Origin of the sequence: Phenylobacterium sp. LjRoot225, from assembly GCF_964252855.1 — a bacterium.
Taxonomy (GTDB): Bacteria; Pseudomonadota; Alphaproteobacteria; order Caulobacterales; family Caulobacteraceae; genus Phenylobacterium.
In genome coordinates this window covers 1,732,715-1,758,482 of record NZ_CAXUPL020000001.1, presented here as the reverse complement: position 1 = coordinate 1,758,482, position 25,768 = coordinate 1,732,715, and the positions used below count along the sequence as shown (strand labels likewise).

Sequence of the window (25,768 nt, the reverse complement as noted above, 5' to 3'; positions counted from 1 at the left end):
AGCGGCGAGGTGGGGCGGTTCGGATTTTCCGGCCGCAAACAGGGGCCAGGGCGGGATGTTTCTCTCGACCTTCGAGAAACAGCTGGACGCCAAACGGCGCATCGTCGTGCCGCAGGAATTCCGTGCGCTCGCGGCGGGCCCGTTCGACGGCGTCTTCTGCTTCCCCTCCATCGAGGCCGACTGCATCGAGGGCGGCGGCAAGGCCCTGTTCGACCGCTACATGGGCGTGATCGAGGAGCTGGAGTTCGGCGACCCGCTGCGTTCGGCGCTGGAGACCTCGGTGCTCGGCGGCATGGCCAAGCTGTCGTTCGACACCGCCGGCCGCATCACCCTGCCCGAAAGCCTCTGCGACATGTTCGGCCTCACCGACTGGGTGGCGGTCGTGGGGCTGGGCGACCGGTTCCAGATCTGGTCGCGCGAGGCCTTCCAGGCCCACCGCTCCGCCCAGCGCGAGGCCGCCCGCGAAGGTCTGGCGCAGCTGCGCGCCCAGCAGCGCGTCGCCCGCCTTGGGGGTGCAGCATGAACGAGCTCGACGCCCTGGACCTGGCCTCGCTCGCGGCGAGGGCGCTGGGTGAGCCGCGGTGCCGGCGTTACCTCTTCGATCGCCCTGACAGCCAGGATGCTCCGGTGGACGCCGCGTCCAGCCGACCGGCGCCCAATCCTCTCCTGCCGGGGTGGGAAGACGCCCTGGAGCATCGGCGATGACTCCATCGCCCCACAAGCCGGTGCTCATCGACGAGGTGATCGCCGCCATGAAGCCCGGCCCGGGCGAGACCGTGGTCGACGGGACCTTCGGCGCGGGCGGTTACACCCGCGCACTGCTGGCGACCGGCGCGAGCGTGGTCGCCTTCGACCGTGATCCCACCGCGGCCCGCTTCGCCGAGGGCCTGCCCGCCGACCGCTTCCGCCTGATCCAGGCGCGGTTCTCGGAAATGGCCGACGTGGTGGGGGAGGGCGCGGTCGACGGCGTCGCCCTCGATCTGGGCGTCTCCTCCATGCAGCTGGACGAGGCCGAGCGCGGCTTCTCCTTCATGCGCGACGGTCCGCTCGACATGCGCATGAGCGACGAGGGGCAGACGGCCGCAGACCTGGTCAACACCGCCGAGCAGTCGGAGCTGGCCCGCATCCTCTATGTCTACGGCGAGGAGCGGCAAAGCCGCCGCGTGGCCGGCGCCATCGTGCGCCGACGCGTCGAGCAGCCTTTCACCCGCACCCTGGAGCTGGCGGACTTCATCGAGCGTGCGCTCGGCGGCCGGCGCGGGGCCAAGGTTCACCCGGCGACCCGGTCGTTCCAGGCGCTCCGCATCGCGGTCAACGAGGAGCTCTCCGAGCTCGAGGCGGGCCTCGAAGCCGCAGAGCGCGCCCTGTCGCCCGGCGGGCGCCTGTGCGTCGTCACGTTCCATTCGCTGGAAGACAGAATCGTGAAGACCTTCCTGTCGGTGCGAGCGGGTAGAACGCCGGCGGGCTCGCGCCACGCGCCGCCGCTCGCCGCCGGCGCGCCGCCGAGCTTCCAGCTGTTGTTCAACGGCGCCCAGGGGCCGTCGCAGACGGAAGTCGACGCCAATCCGCGCTCGCGTTCGGCGAAGCTTCGGGCCGCGGTTCGCACCGCCGCGCCCGTATGGAAGGAGGCGGCATGAGCCTGCTCGATCGAAGGGTCCGCGGTTTCCGCCTTGTCGACCTGATCGCGGCGGCCCTGCTGGTGGCGCTGATCCTCGGCGTCTACCTGGCCAAGACCATGGCCGGGCGCGAGCGCACGGAGATCGCCAGCGTCGAACGGCAGATCGGCGAGGAGAAGGCGCGCATCCGCCTGCTGCAGGCCGAGGTCGCCCATCTCGAGGAGCCCGCCCGCCTGGAGCACCTGTCGGTGGCCTACCTCGGCCTGGCGCCGGTCTCGATCAAGCGCGACGTCGACGCCGCCGGCCTGGGCGACATCGCCCGGACCGCCATGATCACCGGCAAGACGCCCGGCGACGGCATGCCGGTCGCGCCGCATCAGCCGCTGAGCTTCGACCCGACCCGACCGCCCCCGGCGCGGGCGCCGGAGACCCCTGCGCAATGAGCCTCGGCCTGCAATCCCTCGGCGCCGACACCGTGTCGCGCTGGCTGGCGCGGACCATGTGGCGGCTGGAGCACGCCTTTGAGCGCGCCCGCGCCTCCGACAAGCCGCAGGACGACGCCCGCATCCGCATCTTCTTCGTGGCGGCCCTGTTCGCGGCGGGCTTCCTGACCCTGGCGATCGGCGCGACCAGCGCGGCCCTGTTCGCCAACACCGGCCGCGCCGACAGCCTGGCGCCGCCGGTCGGCGCCGCCCGCGGCGACCTGGTCGACCGCAACGGCGAGCTGCTGGCCGCCGACCTGCTGCATTACGGCCTCTACATCGACCCGCGGGAGATCTGGGACGCCGCCGAGACGCGCCGGGCGCTGCGCGCGGCCCTGCCGGGCGTCGCGCCGGAGCGTCTGGAAAAGGCCCTGCGTTCGGGGCGGCGGACCTTCCTGGTGGGCGCGCTGACGCCCGAGGTCCGCGCCAAGGTCTATGAACTCGGCCTGCCGGGCGTCAGCTTTGAGCCGGAGGAGCGGCGGGTCTATCCGCTGGGCTACACCGCCGCCCATCTGATCGGCTTCGTCGACGGCGGCGGCGAGGGCCTGGCCGGGGCGGAGGCGGCCTTCAACACCGACATCCACGACGCGGCCGCCGCCGGCCGTAACATGCCCTTGTCGATCGACCTGCGCATCCAGGCGGCCGCCGAGGACGAGCTCTACAAGTCCGTCGCCCAGTTCCATCCGAAGGGCGCCGTCGCCCTGGTGGTCAATGTCCACTCGGGCGAGATCCTGGCCCTGGCCAACTATCCGACCTTCGATCCGAACAAGGCCGGCGCGGCCAGCCTGGACGCGCGCGTCAACCGCGCCGCCGCGGCGATCTACGAAATGGGCTCGACCTTCAAGGGCTTCACCGTGGCGGCCGGCCTCGACAGCGGCGTGGCCACGCCGATGTCCACCTTCGACGCGCGCGAGCCCTTCCAGCTTGGCTACCGCACCATCCACGACTACCACGCGACCCGTAAGGTCCTGACCCTGGTGGAGGTGTTCCAGCACTCCTCCAACATCGGCACGGCGCGCCTGGCGTCCTCGATCGGCGTGGCGCGGCTTGAGCGCTACTTCAAGGCGTTCGGCCTGACCGAGCCGGCCAAGGTCGAACTGCTGGAGAGCGCCCGGCCGCTCGCGCCCAAGGTCTGGGACGAGGACGCCATGGCCTCGACCTCCTTCGGCCACGGCATGAACGTCAGCCCGCTGGCCGTGGCGCGCGCCTATACGGGCCTGCTGAACGGCGGCAAGCTGCTGCCGCTGACCATCAAGAAGCTGCCGCCCGGCGCCCGCGTCGACGGACCGCAGATCGTCTCGCCGCGCACCAGCGAGAGCCTGCTGCAGATCATGCGCGCCAACGTCACCGGCGGCTCGGGCAAGTCGGCCAACGTCCTGGGCCTGAACGTCGGCGGCAAGACCGGCACCGGCGACAAGTTCGATCCGATCGCCCGCCGCTATTCGACCACCCGGCAGGTCTCCTCCTTCGCCGCCGTCTTCCCGACGGACGGGCCGTTGACCGCGCCGCGCTACTTCGTCCTGGTGCTGATGGACGAGCCGAAACCGGACCAGACCGGCCTCGACCCGACCGGCGGCATCGTCGCGGCCCCCGCCGCCGGCCGCATCATCGAGCGCATCGCCCCCTTCGTGGGCGTTCAGCGCCGGATGGACACCGCGCCCTTCACCGAGGTCACCGCCGACCCCACCGACCCAGGGGAAGAACATTGAGCCCGCGCCTTTCAGACCTGGTGAAACGCGAGCTGGCGGTCGATCCGCAGATCGCCGGCGTCACCGCCGACAGCCGCAAGGTGCGCCCGGGCGTCCTGTTCGCCGCCCTGCCGGGCTCGAAGGTCGACGGGACCACGTTCGCCGCCAAGGCGGTGGAGGACGGCGCCGTCGCGGTGATCGCCAGCCGCGACCTCGGCCTGTCCGTCCCGACCGTCGTCGTCTCCGATCCGCACCGGGCCTATGCGCTCGCCGCGGCCGCCTTCCACGGCGCCCAGCCGGCGACCGTGGTGGCGGTGACCGGCACCAACGGCAAGACGTCGGTCGCCAACTTCTGCCGCCAGATCTTCGCCCACGCAGGCCTGAAGGCCGGCAGCATGGGGACGCTCGGCGTCCGCCTGACCGGGCCTGACGGCTTCGACGAACAGGTGACCCCGCCCGGCCTGACGACGCCGGACGCCGCCGACGTGGCTCAGCTGATGGCGCTGGCGGCGAGCCGCGGCGTCACCCACTTCGCCATGGAGGCCTCGTCCCACGGCGTCGACCAGCGGCGGCTGGACGGGGTGACCCTGGCCGCGGCCGGTTTCCTCAACTTGACCCAGGATCACCTCGACTACCACGGCACCATGGGCGTCTATAGGGCGGCCAAGCTTCGGCTGTTCGAGACGCTTCTGCCGCGGGGCGGGATCGCCGTGCTGAACGCCGATTCCGAGGCCTATGACGCCTTCGCCGCGGCGGCCGTGACCGCCGGCCAGACCGTCGTCAGCGTCGGCGAGGCGGGGCAGGGGATCCGGCTGGTCGAACGCAGCCTGCTGCCCGAGGGCCAGCGCCTGAAGATCGAGATCGACGGCCGCGTCTATGACTTCGTGCTGCCGCTGGCGGGCGGCTTCCAAGCCTCCAACGCCCTGGTCGCGGCGGGCCTCTGCCTGGCGGCGGGTCTGAGCGTCGAGCAGATGATCGCCGGTCTCGAGGCCCTGGAGGGCGCGCCCGGAAGGTTGCAGCGCGTCGGAGCCGGGCCGCGCGGGGGCGAGGCCTATGTCGACTACGCCCACACCCCCGACGGCCTGGAGACGGTGCTCACCGCGCTGCGGCCGCACGTGACAGGCCGGCTGGTCGTGGTGTTCGGCGCCGGCGGCGACCGCGACCGCGGCAAACGCCCGCTGATGGGGGCCATCGCCGCGAAGTTCGCCGACCTGGCCATCGTCACCGACGACAATCCACGTTCCGAAGACCCGGCGGCGATCCGCGCCGAAGTCCTGGCGGGCGCAGCGGGCGCGCTTGAGGTCGGCGACCGCCGCGAGGCGATCCGCCAGGCCTGCGCCCTGCTGGGCGAGGGCGACATCCTGGTGGTGGCCGGCAAGGGCCATGAGCAGGGCCAGATGATCGCCGGCGTCACCCATCCCTTCGACGACGTGGCGGAGACCGCGCAGGCGCTGGAGCAGGCCCGTGGCTGAACCGCTCTGGACCTCAGAGGACATCGCCCGGGCGACCGGCGGCGCGTCCGTCGGCGGCGGCTTCCGCGCGACCGGCGTCTCCATCGACACCCGCTCGCTTGAACCGGGGGATCTGTTCGTGGCGCTCGCCGGCGTGCGCGACGGCCACGAGTTCGTTGAACAGGCGCTCGCCAAGGGCGCGGCCGGCGCGCTGGTGACCCGCGACGTCGGCTGTCCCGCCGTCGTGGTCGGCGACGCCCTGCAGGCCCTGGAGCGACTCGGCCAGGCCGCCCGCGAGCGTGGGCCGCAGGCGAGGCGAGGCGCGGTCACCGGTTCGGTCGGCAAGACCAGCGTCACCCAGGCGGTGATGGCCGGGCTGATGCTGGCCGGCAGGGCGCATTCGTCGGTCAAGTCCTACAACAACCATATCGGCGTCCCGCTGACCCTGGCGCGAATGCCGCGCGAGACCGAGCGGGCGGTCTTCGAGATCGGCATGAACCACGCCGACGAGATCCGGCCGCTGGTCCGCATGGTCCGCCCGCAGGCGGTGGTGGTGACCACCGTGGGGCCGGTCCATACCGAGAACTTCCCCGACGGCGAGGCCGGCGTCGCCCGCGCCAAGGCGGAGATCTTCGCGGGGCTCGAGCCCGGCGGGATCGCCATCCTCAACGCCGATAACCGCTGGTTCGACGTCCTGAAGGCCGAGGCGCAGAAGGCCGGCGCCGTGGTGCGCTCCTTCGGGACCGTCGAGGGCTGCGACGCGCGGCTGATCGATTTCCAGGCGGCCGGCGGATACGCCATGGTCCGGGCGCGCCTGCACGGGCGGGGACTCGACTTCCCGATCCTGCAGACCGGGCAGCACTGGGGCCTCAACGCCATGGCCGTGCTGCTAATGCTGGAGGCGCTCGACGTCGACCTCAGCGACGGACTGTCGGCGCTGGGTTCCTTCGAGCCCCTGGCCGGACGCGGGGCGGAGAAGACGGTGCGCATCCCCGGCGGCGCCTTCACCCTGATCGACGAGAGCTACAACGCCAACCCGATCTCCATGGCCTCGGCGATCGCCACCCTCGGCGCGCGGAACACCGGTGGGCGGCGCATTGTCGCGCTTACCGACATGCTGGAGCTGGGTCCGGAGGCCGTTCGCTTCCACGCCGCCCTCGCAGAGCCGATCGAGGCGGCGTCCATCGATCTCGTCTTCTGCGCCGGCCCCCTGATGAAATCGCTCTGGGACGCCCTTCCGCCGACTCGGCGGGGCGGCTACGCCGAGAACGCGGCCGAACTCGCGCCGCAAGTCGTCCGGGCCGCAGAGCCTGGCGACGTGATGATGGTGAAGGGGTCCAACGGGTCGAAGGCCGGCGCTGTGGCAGCAGCGCTCGCCGCACTCGACTCTGTGGGCGGGGAGACGAGCTAATGTTCTTCTGGCTCTACGAGCAGTTGGCGGCAGGCGGGCACGTGCCCGTGCTGAACATCTTCCGTTACATCACGTTCCGCGCGGGCATGGCGCTGTTCACCGGCCAGTTGGTCGTGATGTTGATGGGCTCGCGCTTCATCCGCTGGATGCGGGCGAAACAGGGCAAGGGCCAGCCGATCCGCAAGGAAGGCATCGAGCGCCACATCATCGAAAAGGCCGGCACCCCCACCATGGGCGGGGTGATGATCCTGGCGGGCCTGGTTATCGGCACCCTGTTCTGGGCCGACCTGAGCAACGTCTACGTCTGGGCGGTGTTGCTGGTCACCATCGGCTACGGCGTGCTGGGCTTCCTCGACGACTACTCGAAGGTGACCAAGCAGACGACGGCCGGCTTGTCGGGCCTGTCGCGGCTGGCGATCGAGGCCGGACTGGCGGTCGCCGCCATCCTGCTGATCATCTTCTTTGCCGAGAAACCGCCGCAGGACCACCAGCTGCTGACCTCGGTGGTCTTCCCGCTGCTCAAGGAGGCGGTGGTCGACCTCAGCTGGTTCTATCTGGCCTTTGGCGCCTTCGTAATCGTCGGCGCGGCGAATGCGGTGAACTTTACCGACGGTCTCGACGGGCTGGCGACCGTGCCGGTGATGATCGCCTCGGCGGCCTTCGGCTTCATCGCCTACCTGGTGGGCAACTTCGTCTTCGCCAGATACCTGCAGCTCCAGTTCGTGCCCGGCGTCGGCGAGATTGCGGTCTTCTGCAGCGCCCTGATCGGCGCCGGCATGGGCTTCCTCTGGTACAACGCCCCGCCCGCCCGGATCTTCATGGGCGACACCGGCTCCCTGGCGCTCGGCGGGGCGATCGGTTCGATCGCCGTGGCGACGCGCCACGAGATCGTGCTGGCGGTGATCGGCGGGCTGTTCGTCGCCGAGACGCTGTCCGTCGTCATCCAGGTGGCCTGGTTCAAGCGCACGGGGCGGCGGGTCTTCCTGATGGCGCCGATCCACCACCACTTCGAAAAGCTCGGCTGGTCGGAGTCCACCGTGGTGATCCGGTTCTGGATCGTCTCACTCATGCTGGCCATCCTCGGGCTGGCCACCCTCAAGCTGCGATAGGGAGGCTGGCGAAGTCATCATGATCCCGGTCCGCGGCTTCGAAGGCAGGACGGTCGCCGTATTCGGCCTGGCCCGTACGGGGCTGGCGGCTGCGCGCGCGCTGCAGGCCGGCGGCGCCCAGGTGGCGCTGTGGGACGAGAAGCCCGCCGCCCGCAAGGCGGCCGAGGCGGCCGGCTTCGCCGTGACCGATCTGACGAAGGCCGACTGGTCGCAGTTCGCCGCCCTGATGCTGTCGCCCGGCGTGCCGCTGACCCATCCCGCGCCGCATTGGACGGTGGAGCGCGCCCGCGCCGCCGGCGTCGAGATCCTCGGCGACGTCGAGCTCTTCGCCCGCGCCGTGAACGCCGCGCCCGAGCACAAGCGGCCGAAGATCGTCGCCATCACCGGCACCAACGGCAAGTCGACCACCACCGCCCTGATCGGCCACATCTGCGCCCAGGCCGGCCGCGACACCCGCATCGGCGGCAACATCGGCGTCGGCGTGCTGGGCCTGGAAGACATGCACGGGGGCGCCGTCTACGTCCTGGAACTCTCGTCCTACCAGCTGGACCTGACCTCCAGCCTGAAGCCCGACGTCTCCATCATCCTCAACGTCTCGCCCGACCATCTCGACCGCCATGGCGGGATGGAGGGCTATGTCGCCGCCAAGCGGCGCATCCTCGCCAACCAGGGCAAGGGCGACACTGCGGTGATCGGCGTCGACGATCCGTGGGGCGCGCGGATCTGCACCGAGATCACCGCCGCCAACCGCCGCACCATCGTGCCGATCTCCGCCTCCAAGGCCATGGGCCGCGGCGTCTATGCGCTGGACGGCTTGCTCTATGACGCGACCGGCGAGCGTGCGGTCGAGGTCGCCGACCTGAAGCGCGCCCGCTCGCTGCCCGGCCGGCACAACTGGCAGAATGCGGCGGCCGCCTACGCCGCCGCCAAGGGCATCGGCATCGCCGTCGACGAGGCCGCCGAGCACCTGATGAGCTTCCCGGGCCTGGCGCACCGGATGGAGACTGTGGCGACGCTCGGCAAGGTGCGGTTCGTCAACGACTCCAAGGCCACCAACACCGACGCCGCCCGCCAGGCGATGTCGAGCTATCCGAAGTTCCACTGGATCGCCGGCGGCCAGCCGAAGACCGGCGGCATCGACGCCCTGCAGGACCTCTTTCCCCGCATCGAGAAGGCCTATCTGATCGGCGAGGCCGCACAGGCCTTCGCCCAGGTCCTCAAGGGCAAGGCCGAGGCCACCGAGTGCGGGACCATGGATGCGGCGGTGGAGCAGGCCTACGCCGACGCGCAGGGCTCGGGCCAGGACGCGATCGTGCTGCTGTCGCCGGCCTGCGCCTCCTTCGACCAGTTCGCAGACTTCGAAGCCCGCGGCGAGGCTTTCCGCGCCGCCGTGCAGCGCCTGGCCGGCGGGGCTGAAGCGAAAGGCGCGGCATGACGCCCTCGCAGGCCCACGCCTTCGCCCGCTCGGACCGCTCCGCGCTGGGCATGTGGTGGTGGACGGTGGACCGCTGGATGCTGAGCGTGGCGGCGCTGCTGATCGCCATCGGCGTCGCCCTGTCTTTCGCCTCGAGCCCGGCCGCCGCCATGCGGATGAACATCGGCGACCCGTTCCACTTCGCCGTGCGCCAGTGCGTCTTCGGCGTCGTCGCGGCGGTGATCCTGCTCGGCGCCTCGATGCTGGAGGTGAAGACCATCCGGCGCGCGGCCTTCTTCATCTGGCTCGGCGCGATCCTGATCATGGTCGCCCTGCCGCTGTTCGGCCACAGCGCCAAGGGCGCGACCCGCTGGCTGGAGTTCGGTGGCTTCACCCTGCAGCCGTCGGAATTCATGAAGCCGGCGCTGGTGATCCTGATCGCCTGGATGTTCTCCGAGGGCCAGAAGGGGCAGGGCGTGCCTGGCGTCTCCATCGCCTTCGGCCTCTACTTCATCTCCATCGCGCTCTTGCTGATCCAGCCGGACGTCGGCCAGACGGTGCTGATCACCATCGCCTTCGGGGCCGCCTTCTGGATGGCCGGGGTGCCGATCTCCTGGGTGATGCTGCTGGGCGGGACTGCGGTCGCCGGCCTGTCCTCGACCTATTTCCTGTTCCCGCACGTCGCCAGCCGGGTGAACCGCTTCCTGTCGCCGGACAAGGCCGACACCCATCAGGTCGACCGCGCCTCCGAGGCGATCCGCGCCGGCGGCTTCCTCGGCCGCGGCCCCGGCGAAGGCGTGATGAAGCGCCACGTTCCCGACCTGCACACCGACTTCATCTATTCGGTGGGGGCGGAGGAGTATGGCCTGGTCTTCTCGCTGCTGCTGATCAGCCTGTTCGCCCTGCTGGTCACCCGCGGCCTTTACCGCGCCATGAAGCTCAACGACCCCTTCGAGCAGGTGGCGGCGGCCGGGCTCTTCGTGCTCGTCGGCCAGCAGGCCTTCATCAATGTGGCGGTGAACCTCAACATGATCCCGACCAAGGGCATGACCCTGCCGTTCATCTCCTATGGAGGTTCCTCGATGCTGGCCATGGGCCTGACGCTTGGCATGGCGCTGGCGCTCACGCGTCGTCGCCCCGGCGCCTACTCGCCTGGCGAAGGTCTCGCCAAGACCAGCGCGTTCGCCTAAGGCGCCGCGGTCGGGATGCGCAAAGTCGCCGTCGTCGCCGCCGGGGGAACCGGCGGACATCTCTTCCCAGCCCAGGCCCTGGCCGAGGCGCTGATCGCCCGTGGCTGGACCATCATCCTGGCCTCCGACGAACGGGTCGCAGGCCTGGCCCAGGACTTCCCGGCCGAGCGCCGGATCGGTCTCTCCGCCGCCACCTACAAGCCGGGCGATCCGGTCGGCATGGCCAAGGCCGGCCTTGCGGTGCTGCGCGGCGCGGCCCAGGCGCGCCAGGCCTACCGGCAGTATGGCCCCCGCGTCGTCGTCGGTTTCGGCGGCTATCCGTCCGCGCCGGCCCTGGTGGGCGCGATCCTCGACCGCCGCCCCACGGTGATCCACGAGCAGAACGCGGTCATGGGCCGGGCCAACCGGATGCTGGCCCCGCACGTGAAGACCGTCGCCTGCGCGTTTCCGACCCTTTTGAAGGCGCCGCCCAAGGTCGCCGCCCGCGCCATCGTCGTCGGCAATCCGGTGCGCCCGCCGATCCGCGCCCTGGCCGATGAGCCCTACCTCCCGCCCGAGGCCGACGGCCAAGTGCGCCTGCTGGTCACCGGCGGCAGCCAGGGCGCGCGTCTGCTGTCCGAACTGGTGCCTGAGGCGATCAAACTGCTGTCCGAGCCGCTGCGTCAGCGGCTGGTGGTCGCCCAGCAGACCCGGCCGGAATCGATGAACGTCGCGCGCCGTTCCTATGGCGACGCCAATGTCGAAGCCGAGATCGCCCCCTTCTTCCGCGACATGGCCAGCCGGCTGAAGGCCGCCCACCTGGTCATCGGCCGCTCCGGCGCCGGCACGGTCTGCGAATTCGCCGTCGCCGGCCGCCCCTCGATCCTGGTGCCGCTGGCCATCGCCCTCGACGACGACCAGGGCCAGAATGCGCGCCTATTGTCCGAGGTCGGCGCCGCCGAGGTCGCCCGCGAGCACCAGCTCACCGTCGACAGCCTTTCGGCGGCGCTGGAGAAGCTCTTGAACAATCCGGCGCGGCTGGCGCGCATGGCCGCCGCCGCGCGGTCGGTCGCCATCCCCGACGCCGCCGAACGCCTGGCCGACGTCGTGGAGGCGACGGCCCGGGACGCGTGAACGATCCGCCGTCATCCCGGACGGCCGCAGGCCGATCCGGGACCCAGAGCCGCCGCACTGCAGAACCCCCTGGGTCCCGGCTCTCCGCTTCGCTGCGGCCGGGATGACGGGGGTAGATGATTTTGAGGGGGCTGCGGCGACGGGTTAGTTTTCCGCCAACCGCCGAGATGCTAGCACCGACCTCATGAACAGACGCCCTGTGCCCTTCGACATCGGTCCCGTGCATTTCATCGGCATCGGCGGCATCGGCATGAGCGGCATCGCCGAGATCATGCTGCGCATCGGCTATTCGGTGCAGGGCTCCGACGGCAAGGCCAGCGCCAACACCGAGCGGCTGGAGAAGCTGGGCGCGAAGATCTTCATCGGCCACGACGCGGCCCACGTCGAAGGCGCCTACGCCATCGTCTATTCGACGGCGATCAAGGCGGACAATCCGGAGATGGTCGCCGCGCGCGACAAGCGCCTGCCGCTGGTGCGCCGCGCCGAGATGCTGGCCGAGCTGATGAGGCTGCAGTTCTCGGTGGCGGTGGGCGGCACCCACGGCAAGACCACCACCACCTCGATGATCGCCTGCCTGCTGGACGCCGGCGGGCTGGATCCGACGGTGGTCAACGGCGGCATCATCAATGCCTACGGCACCAACGCCAAGGTCGGCGCCGGCGACTGGATCGTGGTCGAGGCCGACGAGAGCGACGGCACCTTCCTGAAGCTGCGCTCCACCGTGGCGGTGGTCACCAACATCGACCCCGAGCACCTCGACCACTACGGCGACTTCGACGCCGTCAAGCGGGCCTTCCGGGACTTCGTCGAGAACATCCCCTTCTACGGCTTCGCCGCGATCTGCACCGACCATCCGGAAGTCCAGACCATGGCCTCGCGGGTGGAGAACCGCCGGCTGATCGCCTACGGCGTCAATCCGCAGGCCGAGGTCCGCGCCGAAAAAATCAGAATGGGCCCGGACGGCGCCCGCTTCGACGTGGTCATCCGGCCCCTAGAAGGCGAGACCATACGCCTCGACGATCTGCACCTGCCGATGGCCGGTCACCACAACGTCATGAACGCGCTCGCCGCCATCGCCGTGGCCCGGGAGCTCGGGGTCTCGGCCGAGGACCTGCGCAAGGGTCTGGCGGGCTTCGGCGGGGTGCGCCGCAGGTTCACGACCACCGGCGTGGCGGACGGCGTGCGGGTGATCGACGACTACGGCCACCATCCGGTGGAGATCGCCTCGGTGCTCACCGCCGCCCGGGCGGTGACCGAGGGCAAGGTGATCGCGGTGGTCCAGCCGCACCGCTACTCGCGCCTGAGGGACCTGTTCGACGACTTCTGCCACTGCTTCAACGACGCCGACACGGTGATTGTCGCCGATGTCTACGCTGCGGGCGAGCAGCCGCTGCCGGGCTTCGACCGCAACGCCCTGGTGGAGGGGCTGCACCGCTACGGCCACCGTCGGGTGCTGCCGCTGGAGGGCCCGCAGGAGCTGGCGCGCCTGGTGCGCCACGAGGCCCGTTCGGGCGACGTGGTGGTGCTGCTGGGCGCGGGCGACATCACCAGCTGGGCCTACGCCCTGCCGGAGGAGCTGCTGGCGCTCGGGCAGGCCGCCGAATGAGCTGGCGCGACCAGCTGCCGCCCGTCCGCGGCCGCATCCTGTTCGACGAGCCGCTCGGCCCCTTCACCTGGTTCCGCGTCGGCGGGCCGGCGGACGTGGTCTTCCTGCCCCAGGACGAGGACGATCTCGCCCAGTTCCTGAAGCGCCTCGACCCGGTCGTTCTGGTGACCCCGCTGGGCGTCGGCTCCAACACCCTGGTCCGCGACGGCGGCGTCGACGGCGTGGTGGTGCGGCTGGGCAAGGGCTTTGCGACCGTCGAGCCGCGGGGCGAGAACCGGATCTACGCCGGCGCCGCCGTGCTGGACGCCATCCTGGCGCGCGAAGCGGCCAAGGCCGGCATCGCCGGGCTGGAATTCTACCGCGGCGTGCCCGGCGCGATCGGCGGGGCGCTGACGATGAACGCCGGCTGTTACGGCGCCGAGACCAAGGACGTGCTGGTCGAGGCCTATGCGGTCACCCGGGCGGGCGAGCGGATCACCCTGTCCAACGCCGACCTCGGCTACAGCTACCGCAAGTCCGCGCGCGCGGCGGCCGAGCCGCTGATCTTCACCGGCGCCCTGTTCGAGGGGACGCCCGACGCGCCTGACGCGATCGAGGCGCGCATGGCCGAGATCACCGCCCGGCGCGAGGCTAGCCAGCCGATCCGCGAAAAGACCGGCGGCTCGACCTTCAAGAACCCGCCGGGACGGTCGTCCTGGCAGCTGGTCGATGAGGCCGGCTGGCGCGGCAAGCTGTTCGGCGGGGCGATGTTCTCGCCCTTGCACGCCAACTTCCTGATCAACACCGGCGAGGCCACCGCCGCCGACCTCGAGGGCCTGGGCGAGGCGGTGCGCGCCGACGTGAAGGCCAGGTTCGGCGTCGAGCTCGACTGGGAGATCAAGCGGATCGGCCGGCCGGGATAGGGGGCGCCGGATAGGTTTCGACGCCGCCCGTGTCTAGAACTCCAGATTGTAGAGCTCGAACGCGTTGTCCTGGAGAATGCGCTTGCGCGTCTTGTAGTCGTAGCCGCCGAGCACATCGACCAGCTTGTCCTGCACGCCCGGATAGAGCGAGGTCGGATGCGGGTAGTCGGTTTCGAACAGCAACCGGTCCATGCCGATCTCGTCCAGCATGTGCTTGGGCGCGTAGGATTCGAACCAGAAGCTGACCCAGAAGTGCTTCGCGAAATATTCCTTGGGACGCATCTTGAGGCCGCGGTTCTCGGCGGTGCGGAACTCGTCGAGCTGATGCTCCAGCGCCTCGAGGACGAACGGGACCCAGCCGGCGCCGCTCTCGATCAGGCCGATCTTGAGGTTCGGATATTTGTCGAGGATGCCGGACACCATGAAGTTGGACATGGTGGCGGCGCAGCCCATGTGGTGGATCAGCGCGTGAATGGGCAGGCGTTGGTCGAAGCCGAGATTGTCCCAGATCGCCGAGTTGGCGTCGAGCGAGGCGTTCAGGTGGAAGTTGAGCGGCATGCCCGTCGAATTACAGATGTCGAACACTTCCTCCCAGAAGGGCGACACCTGGCCGTCGGGACCGATATATCCCTCGGATAGGCGCTCCGGCCGGTCGGGCAGGACAATGCCTTTCACGCCCAGGTCGACGATCCGGCGCATTTCCGCGTTCATGATGTCCTTGTCCCAGTAGGGCAAGGTTCCCATGCAGTTGATGCGGCCGCCGGACGCCTTCATCCGGTCGGCGCAGGCGTCGTTGAAGATCTGCGTGATACTGATCGCGAGCGGCTCGTCGTTCAGCGCGACCAGCGACCCCGCCTGGGTCACGCCGCCGTTCTGGAAGCAGATCTGCGCCCACACGCCCATGGCGTCCATCGCCGCCAAGCGTGGCGCGACCTCATAGGAGCCCGGATCGATCTGGTCGTAGTTCTGGAAGGCGAGCCGACCGAGCAGCTTGTTCTTGTCCTTGGCGATGACGTTGCCGCCGATCGAACCGAAATGCTTGTCGCCGACGTACCACTGGTCCGCGCCGTCGATGCGCTCCACGCGGGGCATCTTGTCCTTGAGGCCTGCCGGGGCGTTGGCCGTCCACAGATCCTTGGGCTCGGTGAAATGGGTGTCGCAGTCGACGATCTTGATGCCTTCGAACAGCGGGTCGACGCCGCGGCTGTTCGAGACGAAATCCACTTCCCGGATATAGCCGCCGGGCGCGCGGCCTTCGTCCAACCAGTAGCTGCGGGCGTCGTCCGCGCTCGCCTTTACAACCGAACTCATCTTTCCATCGTCGGCCATGATGGCCTCCCTATGTTTTTTCGCCAGAATGCGGCGGCTATTCCACAGCGATAACGACGACGTAGCCCGAAACAGGCGCCGCGTTCGCCGGCGCCGCCCCGGACGTCATCAGAAGCGGGCACATTATGCCTGGCACGATCACCTAGCAAGCGCTTGGTTGGCAAATCTGGCGACCTGCGCTTGACGCCGCCATGGGGTGGCGGCACGTCATGTAACATGAGACAGCTCTTGCGATTCCTCGTCGCGGCCGCCTGCGCCGCGGCGCTCCCCGCACACGCCCAGGATCTGACCGCCCAGAGCCTCGCGACAGAGGCCGCGGCGGTGCGCGACAAGGCGCTGTCGGATCCCACGGCCTGGCGCGTGGTCGAGAGCCTGACGAGCGAAGTGGGTGCTCGCCCGGTGGGCACGCCGGCGATGGCGCGGGCCCGCGACTGGGGTGTGGCGACGCTCGCCGCCCTGGGCTTCGAGAACGTCCACGTCGAGTCCTTCACCACGCGGGCCTGGATCCGCGGCGAGGAGTCGGCCGAGGTGGTCGGTCCCTGGCCGCAGAGGCTGCAGATCCTCGGCCTCGGCAATTCAGCCCCGACGCCGAAGGGCGGATTGACCGCCGAGATCGTGCTCTTTCGCACCTACCAGGCGATGCTCGACCAGCCGCCAGGCGCCCTGAAGGGCAAGATCGCGGTGGTCACCCAGGCCACGCCGCGCACCCAGGACGCCTCGAGCTATGGCCTGATCGGCGTGCAGCGGACCCAGGGCCCGCTGGAGGCCGCCAAACGCGGGGCGGTGGGCTATCTGGTGCGGTCGATTTCAACCGCGGACACCCGCCTGCCGCACACCGGCTCCACCGCTGCGCCCGGCATCCCTGCCGCGGCGCTCGCGACGCCCGACGCCGAGCAGCTCGAGCGGCTGGCGGCGCGCGGCAAGCCGGTGACGGTGCGGCTGGATATGAGCTCCAGCGTCATCGCCGCCGCGCCGGCCTGGAACGTGGTGGGCGAGATCCGCGGACGCGAGAGGCCGGAGGAGGTGATCGTCGTCGGCGGCCACCTGGACTCCTGGGACCCGGGCACGGGCGCCATCGACGACGGAGCGGGGATCGCCATCACCACCGCCGCGGCGAGGATCGCCGGCCAGGCGCAGCGGCCCAGGCGCACCCTGCGTGTGGTCATGTGGGGTTCGGAGGAGCAGGGCGGCTCCGGTGATGAATACGCCAAGGCGCATGCCGACGAGATCGCCCGGATCGTCGTCGCCGGCGAGAGCGACCTCGGCGCCGGGCGGATCTGGCGCGCCGCCTTGCCGGCGGGAAGCCTCGACCATCCGGCGATGAGCGTCTTCGCCGCCACGGTCTCGCCGCTGGGCGTGCTGATGCTGCGCGAGCCGCCCAAGTACGGCGGCTCGGACATCGCGGCGACCATCAAAGCCGGCGCGCCCTTCGTCCAGTTCAGCCAGGACGCCGACCGCTACTTCGACCTGCACCATTCGGCCGACGACACCCTCGACAAGATCAAGCCGGACGAGCTGGCCCAGAACGTCGCCGTCTGGGCGAGCTTCCTCTACCTCACGGCCAACAGCGATATCGATTTCCGGGCGGCGAAGCCTTGAGGCACGCGTCGAAGGCCGCCAGGCCGAGCCGGGACCCAGGGGGTTCTGCAGTGCGGCGGCCCTGGGTCCCGGCTCTCCGCTTCGCTGCGGCCGGGATGACTGTTGAAAGTTGATCCGAGGCGATAGCCAGGGCGTTCGGCCGGGGCGTCTTGCACCCTTGACCCCCGCCCGCGCCTGGGCCACCGCGGAGTCATCCATCGCTATTCGAGAGTCGCCCATGGCCGCCCCCCTCGCCGGACATCACGTCGCCGTCCTTCTGGGCGGGCTTTCCTCCGAGCGGGAGGTGAGCCTGGTCTCCGGACGGGAATGCGCCGACGCCCTGGAGCGGCTGGGCGCCAAGGTCTCCCGCGTCGACGCCGGCCGCGACCTCGCCCAGGTGCTGGCCGCCCTCAAGCCCGACGTCTGCTTCAACGCCCTGCACGGCGCCTGGGGCGAGGACGGCTGCGTCCAGGGGGTGCTGGAGACCCTGGGGGTTCCCTACACCCACTGCGGCGTGCTGGCCTCGGCCCTGGCGATGGACAAGGCCAAGGCCAAGGCGGTGCTGGCCGCGGCGGGCGTGACGGTCCCCGGCGGCGGGTTGTTCAACCGCTTCGACGTGGCCCGCGACCACGTGCTGCCGCCGCCCTATGTGGTGAAGCCCAACGCCGAAGGGTCCTCGGTCGGGGTCTTCCTGGTCATGGAGGGGGCCAACAGCCCGCCCCAGGACGTGGTCGCCCCGTCCTGGACCTTCGGCGAGGAGGTGATGGTCGAGCCCTACATCCGCGGCAAGGAGCTGGCGGCCGGCGTGATGGACGGCAAGGGCATGATGGTTACCGAAATCATACCCCGGACCGGCTTTTATGATTACGAGGCCAAGTACGGCGAAGGCGGCTCAGTGCACGTCTGCCCGGCTGATCTTCCGGCCCATGTGACGGAAAAGTCTCTGAAACTTGCCGAGCTGGCGCACGCAGCCCTGGGTTGCCGCGGCGTGACTCGATCGGACCTTCGTTATGACGATATTAATGACGTTCTGGTTCTTCTGGAGGTCAACACCCAGCCCGGCATGACTCCCACTTCGCTCATACCCGAGCAGGCGGCGAAGCAGGGCGTGGGATTCGACGACCTGGTGCTGTGGATCACGGAGGACGCTTATGCCCGCGGCGGTGCGGGGGGGATCGCGAGCTCAAGCGAATCCCCGGGCCAAGGCGCCCGCCAGTCCGAGAGGTAAGCGCCCCGCTTCTCCGAAGCCGGCGCAGGCCCCTGGACGCGGCGGCCCGCCCGGTCCGGGGCTCTCCCCCAAGACGGTTCTGTTCGCCGCCGCCGCCGTGGTCGCGCTGGCGCTCGGCGTCACCCTGGCCACCGGCCAGCGCGGCGAGCGCCTGGTCCAGGCCTTCGAACACGCCGCCGACGTGAAGTTGGCCCAGGCCGGTTTCCGGCTGAAGAAGGTGCACGTCGAAGGCGCCTCGCCGATGGCGACCGCCGACATCGTCAAGGCCGCCGGCGTCTACGCCGACCAGCCGCTGGTCGGCCTGGACCTCCAGGACGTGCGGCGGAAGGTCGAGAGCGTCGGCTGGGTGAAGCAGGTGCGCGTCGTGCGCCTGCTGCCCGACACCCTGGTGCTGGCCGTCGAGGAGCGCCGTCAGCTCGCCGTCTGGCAGCGCGAAGGCAAGACCTCGGTGATCGACGACCACGGCGAGGTCATCCCGGAAGCCGATCCCGGCCGTTTCGCCGGCCTGCCGCTGGTGGTGGGCGAGGGGGCCGACGCCGCGGCGCCCGGCATCCTGCCCCTGCTGGCCCAGCGTCCGCGCCTGCTGCAGCTGGCCGACGCCCTGGTCCGGGTGGACGACCGGCGCTGGGACCTGCGGCTGAAGGACGGCTCGCTGATCCAACTGCCGTCGACCGGCGAGGAACAGGCCCTGATGCAGCTCGAGCAGCTCGACCAGCGCTCGCACATCCTGGAGCTGGGCTTCGACCGGATCGACCTGCGCAATCCCGAATTGGTGGCCGTCCGGCCACGCCAGACCGAGCTTGTCGGCCGCCCTGCGGCTGCCGGCGCCTAGGCAAGAAAGCCTGAGTTGATGTTGAAGACCGCAAGCCGCACCGAAGAGAAGAAGGACGGCCTGAAAGCCGCCCTGGTCCGCACGCCCGTGGTGGCGGCCGTCGACCTGGGTGCGGCCAAGGTCACCTGCTTCATCATGAAGCCGGACGGCATTCGTCGCGGCGATCGGACGCTGACCACCGCCGGTGTCGGCTACGTCCAGTCGCGCGGCGTGCGCGGCGGCGCCATCGTCAATCTCGACGAAGCGTCGGAAGCCATCGCCCAGGCGGTCGAACGGGCTGAGAACGTCGCCGGCGTCAATGTCACGGGCGTGACCGTCGCCACCGCCGGCGGCCAGCTGAGCTCCGCCCGCGTCAGCGGGCGCGTCTCGCTGGGCGCCCGGCCGATTTCCGACAACGACCTGGTGCGGGCGATCCAGCACGCCCTGTCGCAGATCAAGCTGCCCGGTCGCCGGGCCGCCCACATCCTGCCGATCGCCTGGTCGGTGGACGGGCAGGGCGGGGTGCGCGACCCGCGCGCCATGTTCGGCCGTGTGCTCGGAGTGGAGCTGCTCGTCGTCTCGGTTTCGGAGACCGTCTACCAGACCCTGGGCGCCTGCATCGAACGCGCCCACCTGCAGTTCGACGGCATCGTGGCGGCGCCCTTCGTCTCGGCGCTGGCGGCGCTGGAAGAAGACGAGATGGACCTCGGCGCGGTCTGCATCGACATGGGCGGCGGCTCGACCTCGGCGGCGGTGTTCAACGCCGGCTCCCTGGTGCACGTCGAGACCGTCCCGGTTGGCGGTCAGCACGTCACCCAGGACATCGCCCGCGGCCTTTCGACCTCCATCGCCGGCGCCGAACGCATCAAGACCCTGCACGGCTCGGCCATCGCCTCGGCCAACGAGGACCGCGAGATGATCGAGGCGCCCCCGCGCGGCGACGATCCCGGCGCGGGCCCGGTGGTCGCGCCCCGCTCCCTGCTGAAGGGCATTATCGCGCCGCGTGTCGAGGAGACGCTGGAGTTGCTGCGCGACCGGCTGAAGGCCTCCGGCGCGCCGGTCGAGGCGGGCGCAGGCCTGGTGCTCACCGGCGGCGCCAGCCAGCTGGCCGGTGTGCGCGAAGTGGCCGTGCGCGTGTTTGATCGTCCGGTGCGTCTGGGCCGTCCGCGCCGGGTGCCGCACCTGGCCGACGCGGCCTCGGGTCCGGCCTTCACCGCCGCCGCCGGCGTCCTGCACCGTGCGGCCTTCGGTCCGCGCGAAGCGGTCTCAGCCAAGGCGCTGGCGTCGGCCAAGCTGCGCCGCGAACCGCTCGACCCCCGCGCCAACCCCGTCACCAAGGCCGCGGCCTGGCTGCGGGAGAATCTTTAGAATCTCCTCTCCCCGTTTGCGGGGAGAGGTTGGTGAGGGGCGGCGCGGCGCCCGAGCTTCACCGTTTGCGCAGCCAAAATGCCGCGACCGATGGCTGAACCTCACAGGCCTGCCCGAAAGCAGCGCCACCCCTCACCCAACCCTCTCCCCGCGCGCGAGGAGAGGGCAAATCATGCCTCCGAGACACCCGGTCGCAGTCCCCCGTCTCTCTGTGGAGGAACCCGATTTTCCGAGGGGAAACGGGTCGATCCTGCTCCGACTCAGGCTATGCGATTAACCATCGATTAAGGGTGTCGGTCGCCTAGTAACTCATCCTTAAGCAGGAGTGTTCGGGGGCGGGTCGCCGGACGCTCAGTTCGCTATTTTGGGAAGGACGCAGGGGTCCCATGGCCATTTCTCTCACAGCGCCGCGCGCTACGGAACTGAAGCCGCGCATCGTTGTCTTTGGCGTCGGCGGCGCTGGCGGCAACGCGGTCAACAACATGATCGAAGCGGGCCTGGAGGGCGTAGAGTTCGTCGTGGCCAACACTGACGCTCAGCAGCTGCAGTTCGCCAAGACCGAGCGGCGGATCCAGCTGGGCGTGCAGGTTACGCAAGGACTGGGCGCCGGCGCCCACCCGGAAGTCGGCATGAGCGCGGCCGAGGAGTCGATTCCTGAAATCGGCGAGCACCTCGACGGCTCTCACATGGTGTTCATCACCGCCGGCATGGGCGGCGGCACCGGCACCGGAGCCGCCCCGATCATCGCCAAGTGCGCCCGCGAGCGCGGCATCCTGACGGTCGGGGTGGTGACCAAGCCCTTCCACTTCGAAGGCCGCCACCGCATGCGTCTGGCCGACGCCGGCATCAACGAGCTGCAGCGCTACGTCGACACCCTGATCATCATCCCGAACCAGAACCTGTTCCGCGTCGCCAACGAGCGGACGACCTTCGCCGAAGCCTTCGGCATGGCCGACCAGGTCCTGCACTCCGGCGTCCGTTCAATCACCGACCTGATGGTCCTGCCCGGCCTGATCAACCTCGACTTCGCCGACGTCCGCACGGTGATGACCGAGATGGGCAAGGCGATGATGGGCACCGGCGAGGCGACCGGCGACGACCGCGCCCTGATGGCCGCCCAGAACGCGATCCAGAACCCGCTGCTGGACGAAGTCTCGCTGAAGGGCGCCAAGGCTGTGCTGGTGAACGTCACCGGCGGCCTCGACATGACCCTGCTGGAAGTCGACGAGGCCGCCAACGCCATCGCCGAACAGGTCGATCCGGAAGCCAACATCATCTTCGGCGCCGCCTTCGACCCCAGCCTCGACGGCATGATCCGCGTCTCGGTGGTCGCCACCGGCATGGACGGCGCCTCGATCGCCGCCATCGAGCCCAAGATCGAACGCCGCGCCAACACCACGGCCCAGCCGCTGCGCGCCGACCTGACCCGCGCCGCGACCGAAGCTGCGGCCCAGCCTGCGGCTCAGCCGGCCGTCGCCGCCTACGAGGCCCCGACGCCTGCGGCGCCGGAACCCGTGCGAGCCGCGCAGGCAGAAGAGCAGCAGCCCGACCTCTACTTCGCCCCGGCCCAGACGGTCCAGGCCGCGCCGAGCGTCACCCGCATCGTCGATCCGGCGGTGGCCGAGGCCGATGACGAGCCGCTTTTCGCCGAGCCGGCCTATGACAATCGCCGTCCGCGCGGCGGGTTCCTGAGCCTGTTCGGCGGCCGTCCGCGCTACGAGCAGGCGCCGGCGCAGCAGCAGGCCCCCGCCCCGCGCGCCAGCGGCGTCCGTGGCGGCGCCTTGCCGATCGAGGCCCCGGCGCCCGCGCCGGAAGCCGAGGCCGGCGAAGATCTGGAGATCCCCTCCTTCCTGCGTCGCCTCGCCAACTAGGCCCGTCCGCCGGGGAAACCCTCCGGCGAAGACCGTTCGTCGCTCGGAATTTGCCGTGATCGCAACAAAGGCGGTGCCGGAACGCCGCTGATCGCCTATGTTGTCTCCATCAGACCGCCTGGAGCCCGGGCCCGTCCGGTCGCAAGATCGGCGCAGGCATGAGAGGTTTTCCGCGATCTAGGGAGGCCGACCTTGTGACCTGCCAACGCCATATCGCTGTCGTACCCGTCGAAGGCGGCTGGTCGCTCGCCTGCGACGTGGGGCTCGAGCCCGTCATGTTCCTGTCGGGCGGTCGGGCCGAAGCCCAGGCCCGGGCGCTCGCCTCGCGGCTCAGCGAGGACGGCGGCGAGGTGCAGGTCACGGTCCGAGACCGCTCGCGCAAGGTCGTCGCCTCCTTGCGCTACTATGCCGGACAGGTCGCCTGATCCCCCGGCCGCCACCCCACTGACCCAACGCTGAGGTCGCCCGTCACCCCCTCGATCTGGTGAACGAGACCTTAACTGTCCCGAAGCGAAACATAGCGAAACAGCAAGTGTTTTGCTGCGGTGCGGCAATGGCCGTACGGAGCAGCTGGGACATTCCCCGGCCGCGAGAGCTGTCGGATCAGTTGTTGGGAAGGTGGCAGCGTGGCTGCAGACGGATTTCAGCACGGAGCGTTCCAGCACACCTTGCGCACGCCGGCGCTGTTCGCGGGCGTGGGTGTCCATACCGGCGCCTATACTCGCGTCGCAGTCCGTCCCGGGGCCGTGAACGAAGGCATTGTCTTTGTCCGGACAGACGTGACCGATCAGGACAACCGCATCCCCGCCACCGCCGAGGCGGTGTGCAAGACCCAGCTTGGCACCGTGGTCGGCAACGCTGGCGGCGTCACCGTCGCGACCATCGAACACCTGATGGCGGCCCTGGTCATGCTGGGCGTCGACAACGCCGTCGTCGAGCTCGACGGCCCGGAGATGCCGATCGTCGACGGCTCTTCGGAGCCCTTCGTGCGTCTGCTCGACCGCGCCGGCAAGCGCCCGCAGGGCGCCGCGCGCCGCTTCATCCAGATCCTCGATACGGTCGAGGTCGTCGAGGGCGACAAGCGCGCCGCGCTGAAGCCCGCCCATCGCTTCGAGATGGCCTTCGAGATCCGCTTCCCGACCGCCGTGATCGGCCGCCAGGCCATCGACATGGCGATGGACGAGGGCGCCTTCCGCCGCGAGCTCGCCGACTGCCGCACCTTCGGCTTCCTGCATGAGGTCGAGGCCTTGCGCGCCATGGGCCTGGCGCGCGGCGGCAGTCTGGAGAACTGCGTGGTGATCGAGGGCGATCGGGTGCTGAATCCGGAAGGCCTGCGCCGCTCCGACGAGTTCGTGCGCCACAAGGCGCTCGACGCGATCGGCGACCTCTATGTCCTCGGAGCGCCGGTGATCGGCCGCTTTGAGGGCGAACTCGCCGGCCACGCCCTCAACAACCAGCTGGTCCGCGCCCTGCTGGCGCGTCCCCACGCCTGGCGCGTCCGCACCTTCGCCGACGAAATGGCCGAGGCGGTCTGAGCGCCGACGCCGCAAGGCCCCCTCCGTCTCGCCTGCGGCGATCCACCTCCCCCGCTACGCGGTGGAGGAGCGAGCCTTAGCTGCTCCCCCGTGTAACGGGGGAGCTGTCGCGAAGCGACTGAGGGGCGTTGGGGCGCTGCCGCGAAACCTTACCCGTTCGACTTGCGCTTCGGCGGGCCCTTGCGGGGGGGGCCGCCTTTGCCGGCGGGCGGCCGGGGGCCGCCTGGTCCCTTCGGCCCGGCGCCACGCGGACCCTTGTAACCCGAACCTTTGGGACCGCCCGGGCCGCGGGGGCCGGAGGGCCTTGGGCCAGAAGAGGGCCGCGGGCCCGACGTTCTCGGGGCAGGGGGGCCGCCGGCCGCGGTGATCGGCACGTCGCCCTCGGCGGCGGTGCGAACCGCCTCGCGGAACCGCTCTTCGGCGCCGGGCGAGATCTCGAACTTGGTCTCGCGGTCGAAGATGCGGATCTCGCCGATGTCCTTCTTGGTGACATGGCCCAGTCGGCAGATCAGCGGCACCAGCCACTTCGGGTCGGCGTTGTCCTGGCGGCCCACCGGCATCTGGAACCAGGCGCCGGTTCCGCCTTCGAGGGTGTGACGCGGTTCGCGCGGACGGTCACGGTCGCCGCCGCGTTCCAGATTGCGATCGACCTGCAGGTGTCGCGGCGCCGGCGGCGCGGAGCCGCGGCCGTCGTCGAACAGGTCCTCGGGGTCCGGCAGGCGCGAGCGGTAGAGGCGCACCAGGGCCGCGGCGATCACTTCCGGCGCGCTGCCTTCCAGCAGCTTGCGGCCAAGTGCAAGGTCCTCATCTGAAGGCGCTTCTTGCAAGAGAGGGTTTTCCAGCAGGCGCTGCTGGTCGCGCTCGCGGATCTCCTCGGCGAGCGGCGGACCCGACCAGATCGCCCGCACCTGGGCCGAGGCCAGCAGCTGCTCGGCCTTGCGCTGGCGAGTGTAGGGCACCAGCAGGACCGAAACGCCCTTGCGGCCGGCGCGGCCCGTCCGACCGCTGCGGTGCAGCATGGCGGCCTTGTTCTGCGGGAGCTCGGCATGGATGACGAGGTCGAGGGCCGGCAGGTCCAGCCCGCGCGCCGCCACGTCGGTGGCCACGCAGGCCCGCGCATGGCCGTCGCGCAAGGCTTGCAGGGCGTCGGTGCGTTCTTTCTGGCTCAGCTCGCCGGAGAGGGCGACGGCGCTGAAGCCGCGCTCGCGAAGCGCGCCGTAGAGATGGCGCACGGCCTCGCGGGTGGCGCAGAAGATCAGGGCGCTCGGCGGCTCGAAGTAGCGCAGCACATTGACCACGGCGTGCTCGAGCTCGTTCGGCGCCACGCGGACGGCGCGGTACTCGATGTCGCCGTGCGGCTCGTCGCGGCGGACGGTGTCGATACGCACCGCATCGCGCTGGAACTTGCGGGCCAGGGTTGCGATCTCGCGCGCGATGGTGGCGGAGAACAGCAGGGTGCGGCGCTCGACCGGCGTGGCGTCGAGGATCTCTTCCAGGTCCTCGCGGAAGCCCAGGTCGAGCATTTCGTCGGCTTCGTCGAGCACCACGACCTTCAGGCCGGAGAGGTCGAGATTGCCGCGCTCGAGGTGGTCGCGCAGGCGGCCGGGGGTTCCGACGACCAGGTGGCAGCCGGCGGACAGCAGGCGCTGTTCGCGCCGGGCGTCCATGCCGCCGACGCAGGTGACGACCCGGGCGCCGGCTTCGGCGTAGAGCCATTCGAGCTCCCGGCTGACCTGCAGGGCCAGCTCGCGGGTCGGCGCGATCACCAGGCCGAGCGGGGCGCCGGCAGGCGCGAACCGCGGGGCCTCGCCCAGCAGTTCGTTCGCCGCGGCCAGGCCGAAGGCTACGGTCTTGCCGGAGCCGGTCTGGGCCGAGACCAGCAGGTCGGCGCCTGCAGTCGCCTCCAGGATGGCGGCCTGGACCGGCGTGGGTTCTTCATAGCCCTGCGCGGCAAGCGCGCGCGACAGCGCAGGATGGGTATTGGGAAATGGCATCGAGGTCCTCGTGCGCCCGGGCCTCTATGGGCGTTGCGGGCGTCAGCGGGCGGCCTTTAGCAGGGTTTCGGC

General features: G+C 70.3%; 22 protein-coding genes and 1 pseudogene. 20 read left to right on the top strand and 3 right to left on the bottom strand.

What is annotated here, in order from left to right; all coding sequences use genetic code 11:
• Positions 1-55: 55 nt before the first annotated feature.
• Genes ACSQ2B_RS08270 through murG form a run of 11 tightly spaced genes read left to right on the top strand, consistent with a single transcriptional unit; the run spans position 56 to position 11,474 of the window.
• A complete protein-coding gene (locus ACSQ2B_RS08270; RefSeq protein WP_436048920.1) occupies positions 56-523 on the top strand; it encodes a division/cell wall cluster transcriptional repressor MraZ in 468 nt (155 codons plus the stop codon).
• Positions 520-705 carry a hypothetical protein gene (locus ACSQ2B_RS08265; RefSeq protein ID WP_436048919.1) on the top strand — a complete coding sequence of 62 codons (186 nt, stop codon included), beginning with the start codon at positions 520-522 and terminating at the stop codon, positions 703-705. Before ACSQ2B_RS08270 ends, ACSQ2B_RS08265 begins: the two co-directional genes overlap by 4 nt.
• Entirely contained in the window at positions 702-1,637 is a 936-nt protein-coding gene (gene rsmH / locus ACSQ2B_RS08260; protein WP_436048918.1) for a 16S rRNA (cytosine(1402)-N(4))-methyltransferase RsmH, read from the top strand. Before ACSQ2B_RS08265 ends, rsmH begins: the two co-directional genes overlap by 4 nt.
• Entirely contained in the window at positions 1,634-2,059 is a 426-nt protein-coding gene (ftsL, locus tag ACSQ2B_RS08255; RefSeq protein ID WP_436048917.1) for a cell division protein FtsL, read from the top strand. The genes rsmH and ftsL overlap by 4 nt, the downstream gene beginning before the upstream one ends.
• A complete protein-coding gene (locus ACSQ2B_RS08250; RefSeq protein ID WP_436048915.1) occupies positions 2,056-3,807 on the top strand; it encodes a peptidoglycan D,D-transpeptidase FtsI family protein in 1,752 nt (583 codons plus the stop codon). Before ftsL ends, ACSQ2B_RS08250 begins: the two co-directional genes overlap by 4 nt.
• A complete protein-coding gene (locus tag ACSQ2B_RS08245; RefSeq protein ID WP_436048914.1) occupies positions 3,804-5,258 on the top strand; it encodes a UDP-N-acetylmuramoyl-L-alanyl-D-glutamate--2,6-diaminopimelate ligase in 1,455 nt (484 codons plus the stop codon). The genes ACSQ2B_RS08250 and ACSQ2B_RS08245 overlap by 4 nt, the downstream gene beginning before the upstream one ends.
• The gene (locus tag ACSQ2B_RS08240; RefSeq protein WP_436048913.1) at positions 5,251-6,648 is read left to right on the top strand and encodes a UDP-N-acetylmuramoyl-tripeptide--D-alanyl-D-alanine ligase; all 1,398 of its coding nucleotides are present in this window, start codon (positions 5,251-5,253) and stop codon (positions 6,646-6,648) included. Before ACSQ2B_RS08245 ends, ACSQ2B_RS08240 begins: the two co-directional genes overlap by 8 nt.
• Positions 6,648-7,757, top strand: a complete 1,110-nt coding sequence (gene mraY, locus ACSQ2B_RS08235) for a phospho-N-acetylmuramoyl-pentapeptide-transferase (RefSeq protein WP_436048912.1) — start codon at positions 6,648-6,650, stop codon at positions 7,755-7,757. The genes ACSQ2B_RS08240 and mraY overlap by 1 nt, the downstream gene beginning before the upstream one ends.
• Before the next feature lie 19 nt (positions 7,758-7,776).
• The gene (gene murD / locus ACSQ2B_RS08230) at positions 7,777-9,192 is read left to right on the top strand and encodes a UDP-N-acetylmuramoyl-L-alanine--D-glutamate ligase (RefSeq protein WP_436048910.1); all 1,416 of its coding nucleotides are present in this window, start codon (positions 7,777-7,779) and stop codon (positions 9,190-9,192) included.
• Positions 9,189-10,361, top strand: a complete 1,173-nt coding sequence (ftsW, locus tag ACSQ2B_RS08225; protein ID WP_436048908.1) for a putative lipid II flippase FtsW — start codon at positions 9,189-9,191, stop codon at positions 10,359-10,361. The genes murD and ftsW overlap by 4 nt, the downstream gene beginning before the upstream one ends.
• A 15-nt stretch (positions 10,362-10,376) precedes the next feature.
• Positions 10,377-11,474: an undecaprenyldiphospho-muramoylpentapeptide beta-N-acetylglucosaminyltransferase gene (murG, locus tag ACSQ2B_RS08220; protein WP_436048907.1), complete on the top strand. Its 1,098-nt coding sequence runs from the start codon at positions 10,377-10,379 to the stop codon at positions 11,472-11,474.
• Between the two features lie 10 nt (positions 11,475-11,484).
• Here the strand turns inward: murG and ACSQ2B_RS08215 are convergent.
• Positions 11,485-11,580 (bottom strand): annotated as a pseudogene (locus tag ACSQ2B_RS08215) (hypothetical protein); the annotation flags it as partial.
• A 78-nt stretch (positions 11,581-11,658) separates the two neighbouring features.
• Here ACSQ2B_RS08215 and murC point away from each other — a divergent pair.
• Together murC and murB are read left to right on the top strand one after the other, a co-directional pair.
• Positions 11,659-13,080 (top strand): UDP-N-acetylmuramate--L-alanine ligase, encoded by a 1,422-nt coding sequence (murC, locus tag ACSQ2B_RS08210; RefSeq protein ID WP_436048906.1) that lies wholly within the window; start codon positions 11,659-11,661, stop codon positions 13,078-13,080.
• Entirely contained in the window at positions 13,077-13,982 is a 906-nt protein-coding gene (gene murB / locus ACSQ2B_RS08205; RefSeq protein ID WP_436048905.1) for a UDP-N-acetylmuramate dehydrogenase, read from the top strand. The genes murC and murB overlap by 4 nt, the downstream gene beginning before the upstream one ends.
• A 33-nt stretch (positions 13,983-14,015) precedes the next feature.
• On the opposite strand, the gene ACSQ2B_RS08200 is transcribed toward murB, so the two are convergent.
• Positions 14,016-15,311: an amidohydrolase family protein gene (locus ACSQ2B_RS08200; protein ID WP_436048904.1), complete on the bottom strand. Its 1,296-nt coding sequence runs from the start codon at positions 15,309-15,311 to the stop codon at positions 14,016-14,018.
• 228 nt (positions 15,312-15,539) lie between these two features.
• On the opposite strand from ACSQ2B_RS08200, the gene ACSQ2B_RS08195 reads away from it, so the two are divergent.
• The 7 genes from ACSQ2B_RS08195 (at position 15,540) to lpxC (ending at position 23,702) form a co-directional block, all read left to right on the top strand.
• Complete coding sequence (locus tag ACSQ2B_RS08195) at positions 15,540-16,910, top strand: M20/M25/M40 family metallo-hydrolase (protein ID WP_436048903.1); 1,371 nt, start codon at positions 15,540-15,542, stop codon at positions 16,908-16,910.
• Positions 16,911-17,127: 217 nt separating this feature from the next.
• Positions 17,128-18,117, top strand: coding sequence for a D-alanine--D-alanine ligase (locus ACSQ2B_RS08190; RefSeq protein ID WP_436048902.1), 990 nt, complete (start codon positions 17,128-17,130; stop codon positions 18,115-18,117).
• A complete protein-coding gene (locus ACSQ2B_RS08185) occupies positions 18,041-18,949 on the top strand; it encodes a cell division protein FtsQ/DivIB (RefSeq protein ID WP_436048901.1) in 909 nt (302 codons plus the stop codon). Before ACSQ2B_RS08190 ends, ACSQ2B_RS08185 begins: the two co-directional genes overlap by 77 nt.
• Before the next feature lie 18 nt (positions 18,950-18,967).
• Positions 18,968-20,296 (top strand): cell division protein FtsA, encoded by a 1,329-nt coding sequence (gene ftsA / locus ACSQ2B_RS08180; RefSeq protein ID WP_436048900.1) that lies wholly within the window; start codon positions 18,968-18,970, stop codon positions 20,294-20,296.
• 386 nt (positions 20,297-20,682) lie between these two features.
• Entirely contained in the window at positions 20,683-22,167 is a 1,485-nt protein-coding gene (ftsZ, locus tag ACSQ2B_RS08175) for a cell division protein FtsZ (protein WP_436048899.1), read from the top strand.
• A gap of 194 nt (positions 22,168-22,361) precedes the next feature.
• Complete coding sequence (locus ACSQ2B_RS08170; RefSeq protein WP_436048897.1) at positions 22,362-22,592, top strand: hypothetical protein; 231 nt, start codon at positions 22,362-22,364, stop codon at positions 22,590-22,592.
• Positions 22,593-22,793: 201 nt separating this feature from the next.
• A complete protein-coding gene (gene lpxC / locus ACSQ2B_RS08165; protein WP_436048896.1) occupies positions 22,794-23,702 on the top strand; it encodes a UDP-3-O-acyl-N-acetylglucosamine deacetylase in 909 nt (302 codons plus the stop codon).
• A 149-nt stretch (positions 23,703-23,851) separates the two neighbouring features.
• Here lpxC and ACSQ2B_RS08160 read toward each other — a convergent pair whose 3' ends face one another.
• On the bottom strand, positions 23,852-25,696 hold the full coding sequence (locus tag ACSQ2B_RS08160; RefSeq protein ID WP_436048895.1) for a DEAD/DEAH box helicase: 1,845 nt from the start codon (positions 25,694-25,696) through the stop codon (positions 23,852-23,854).
• Positions 25,697-25,768: the final 72 nt, after the last annotated feature.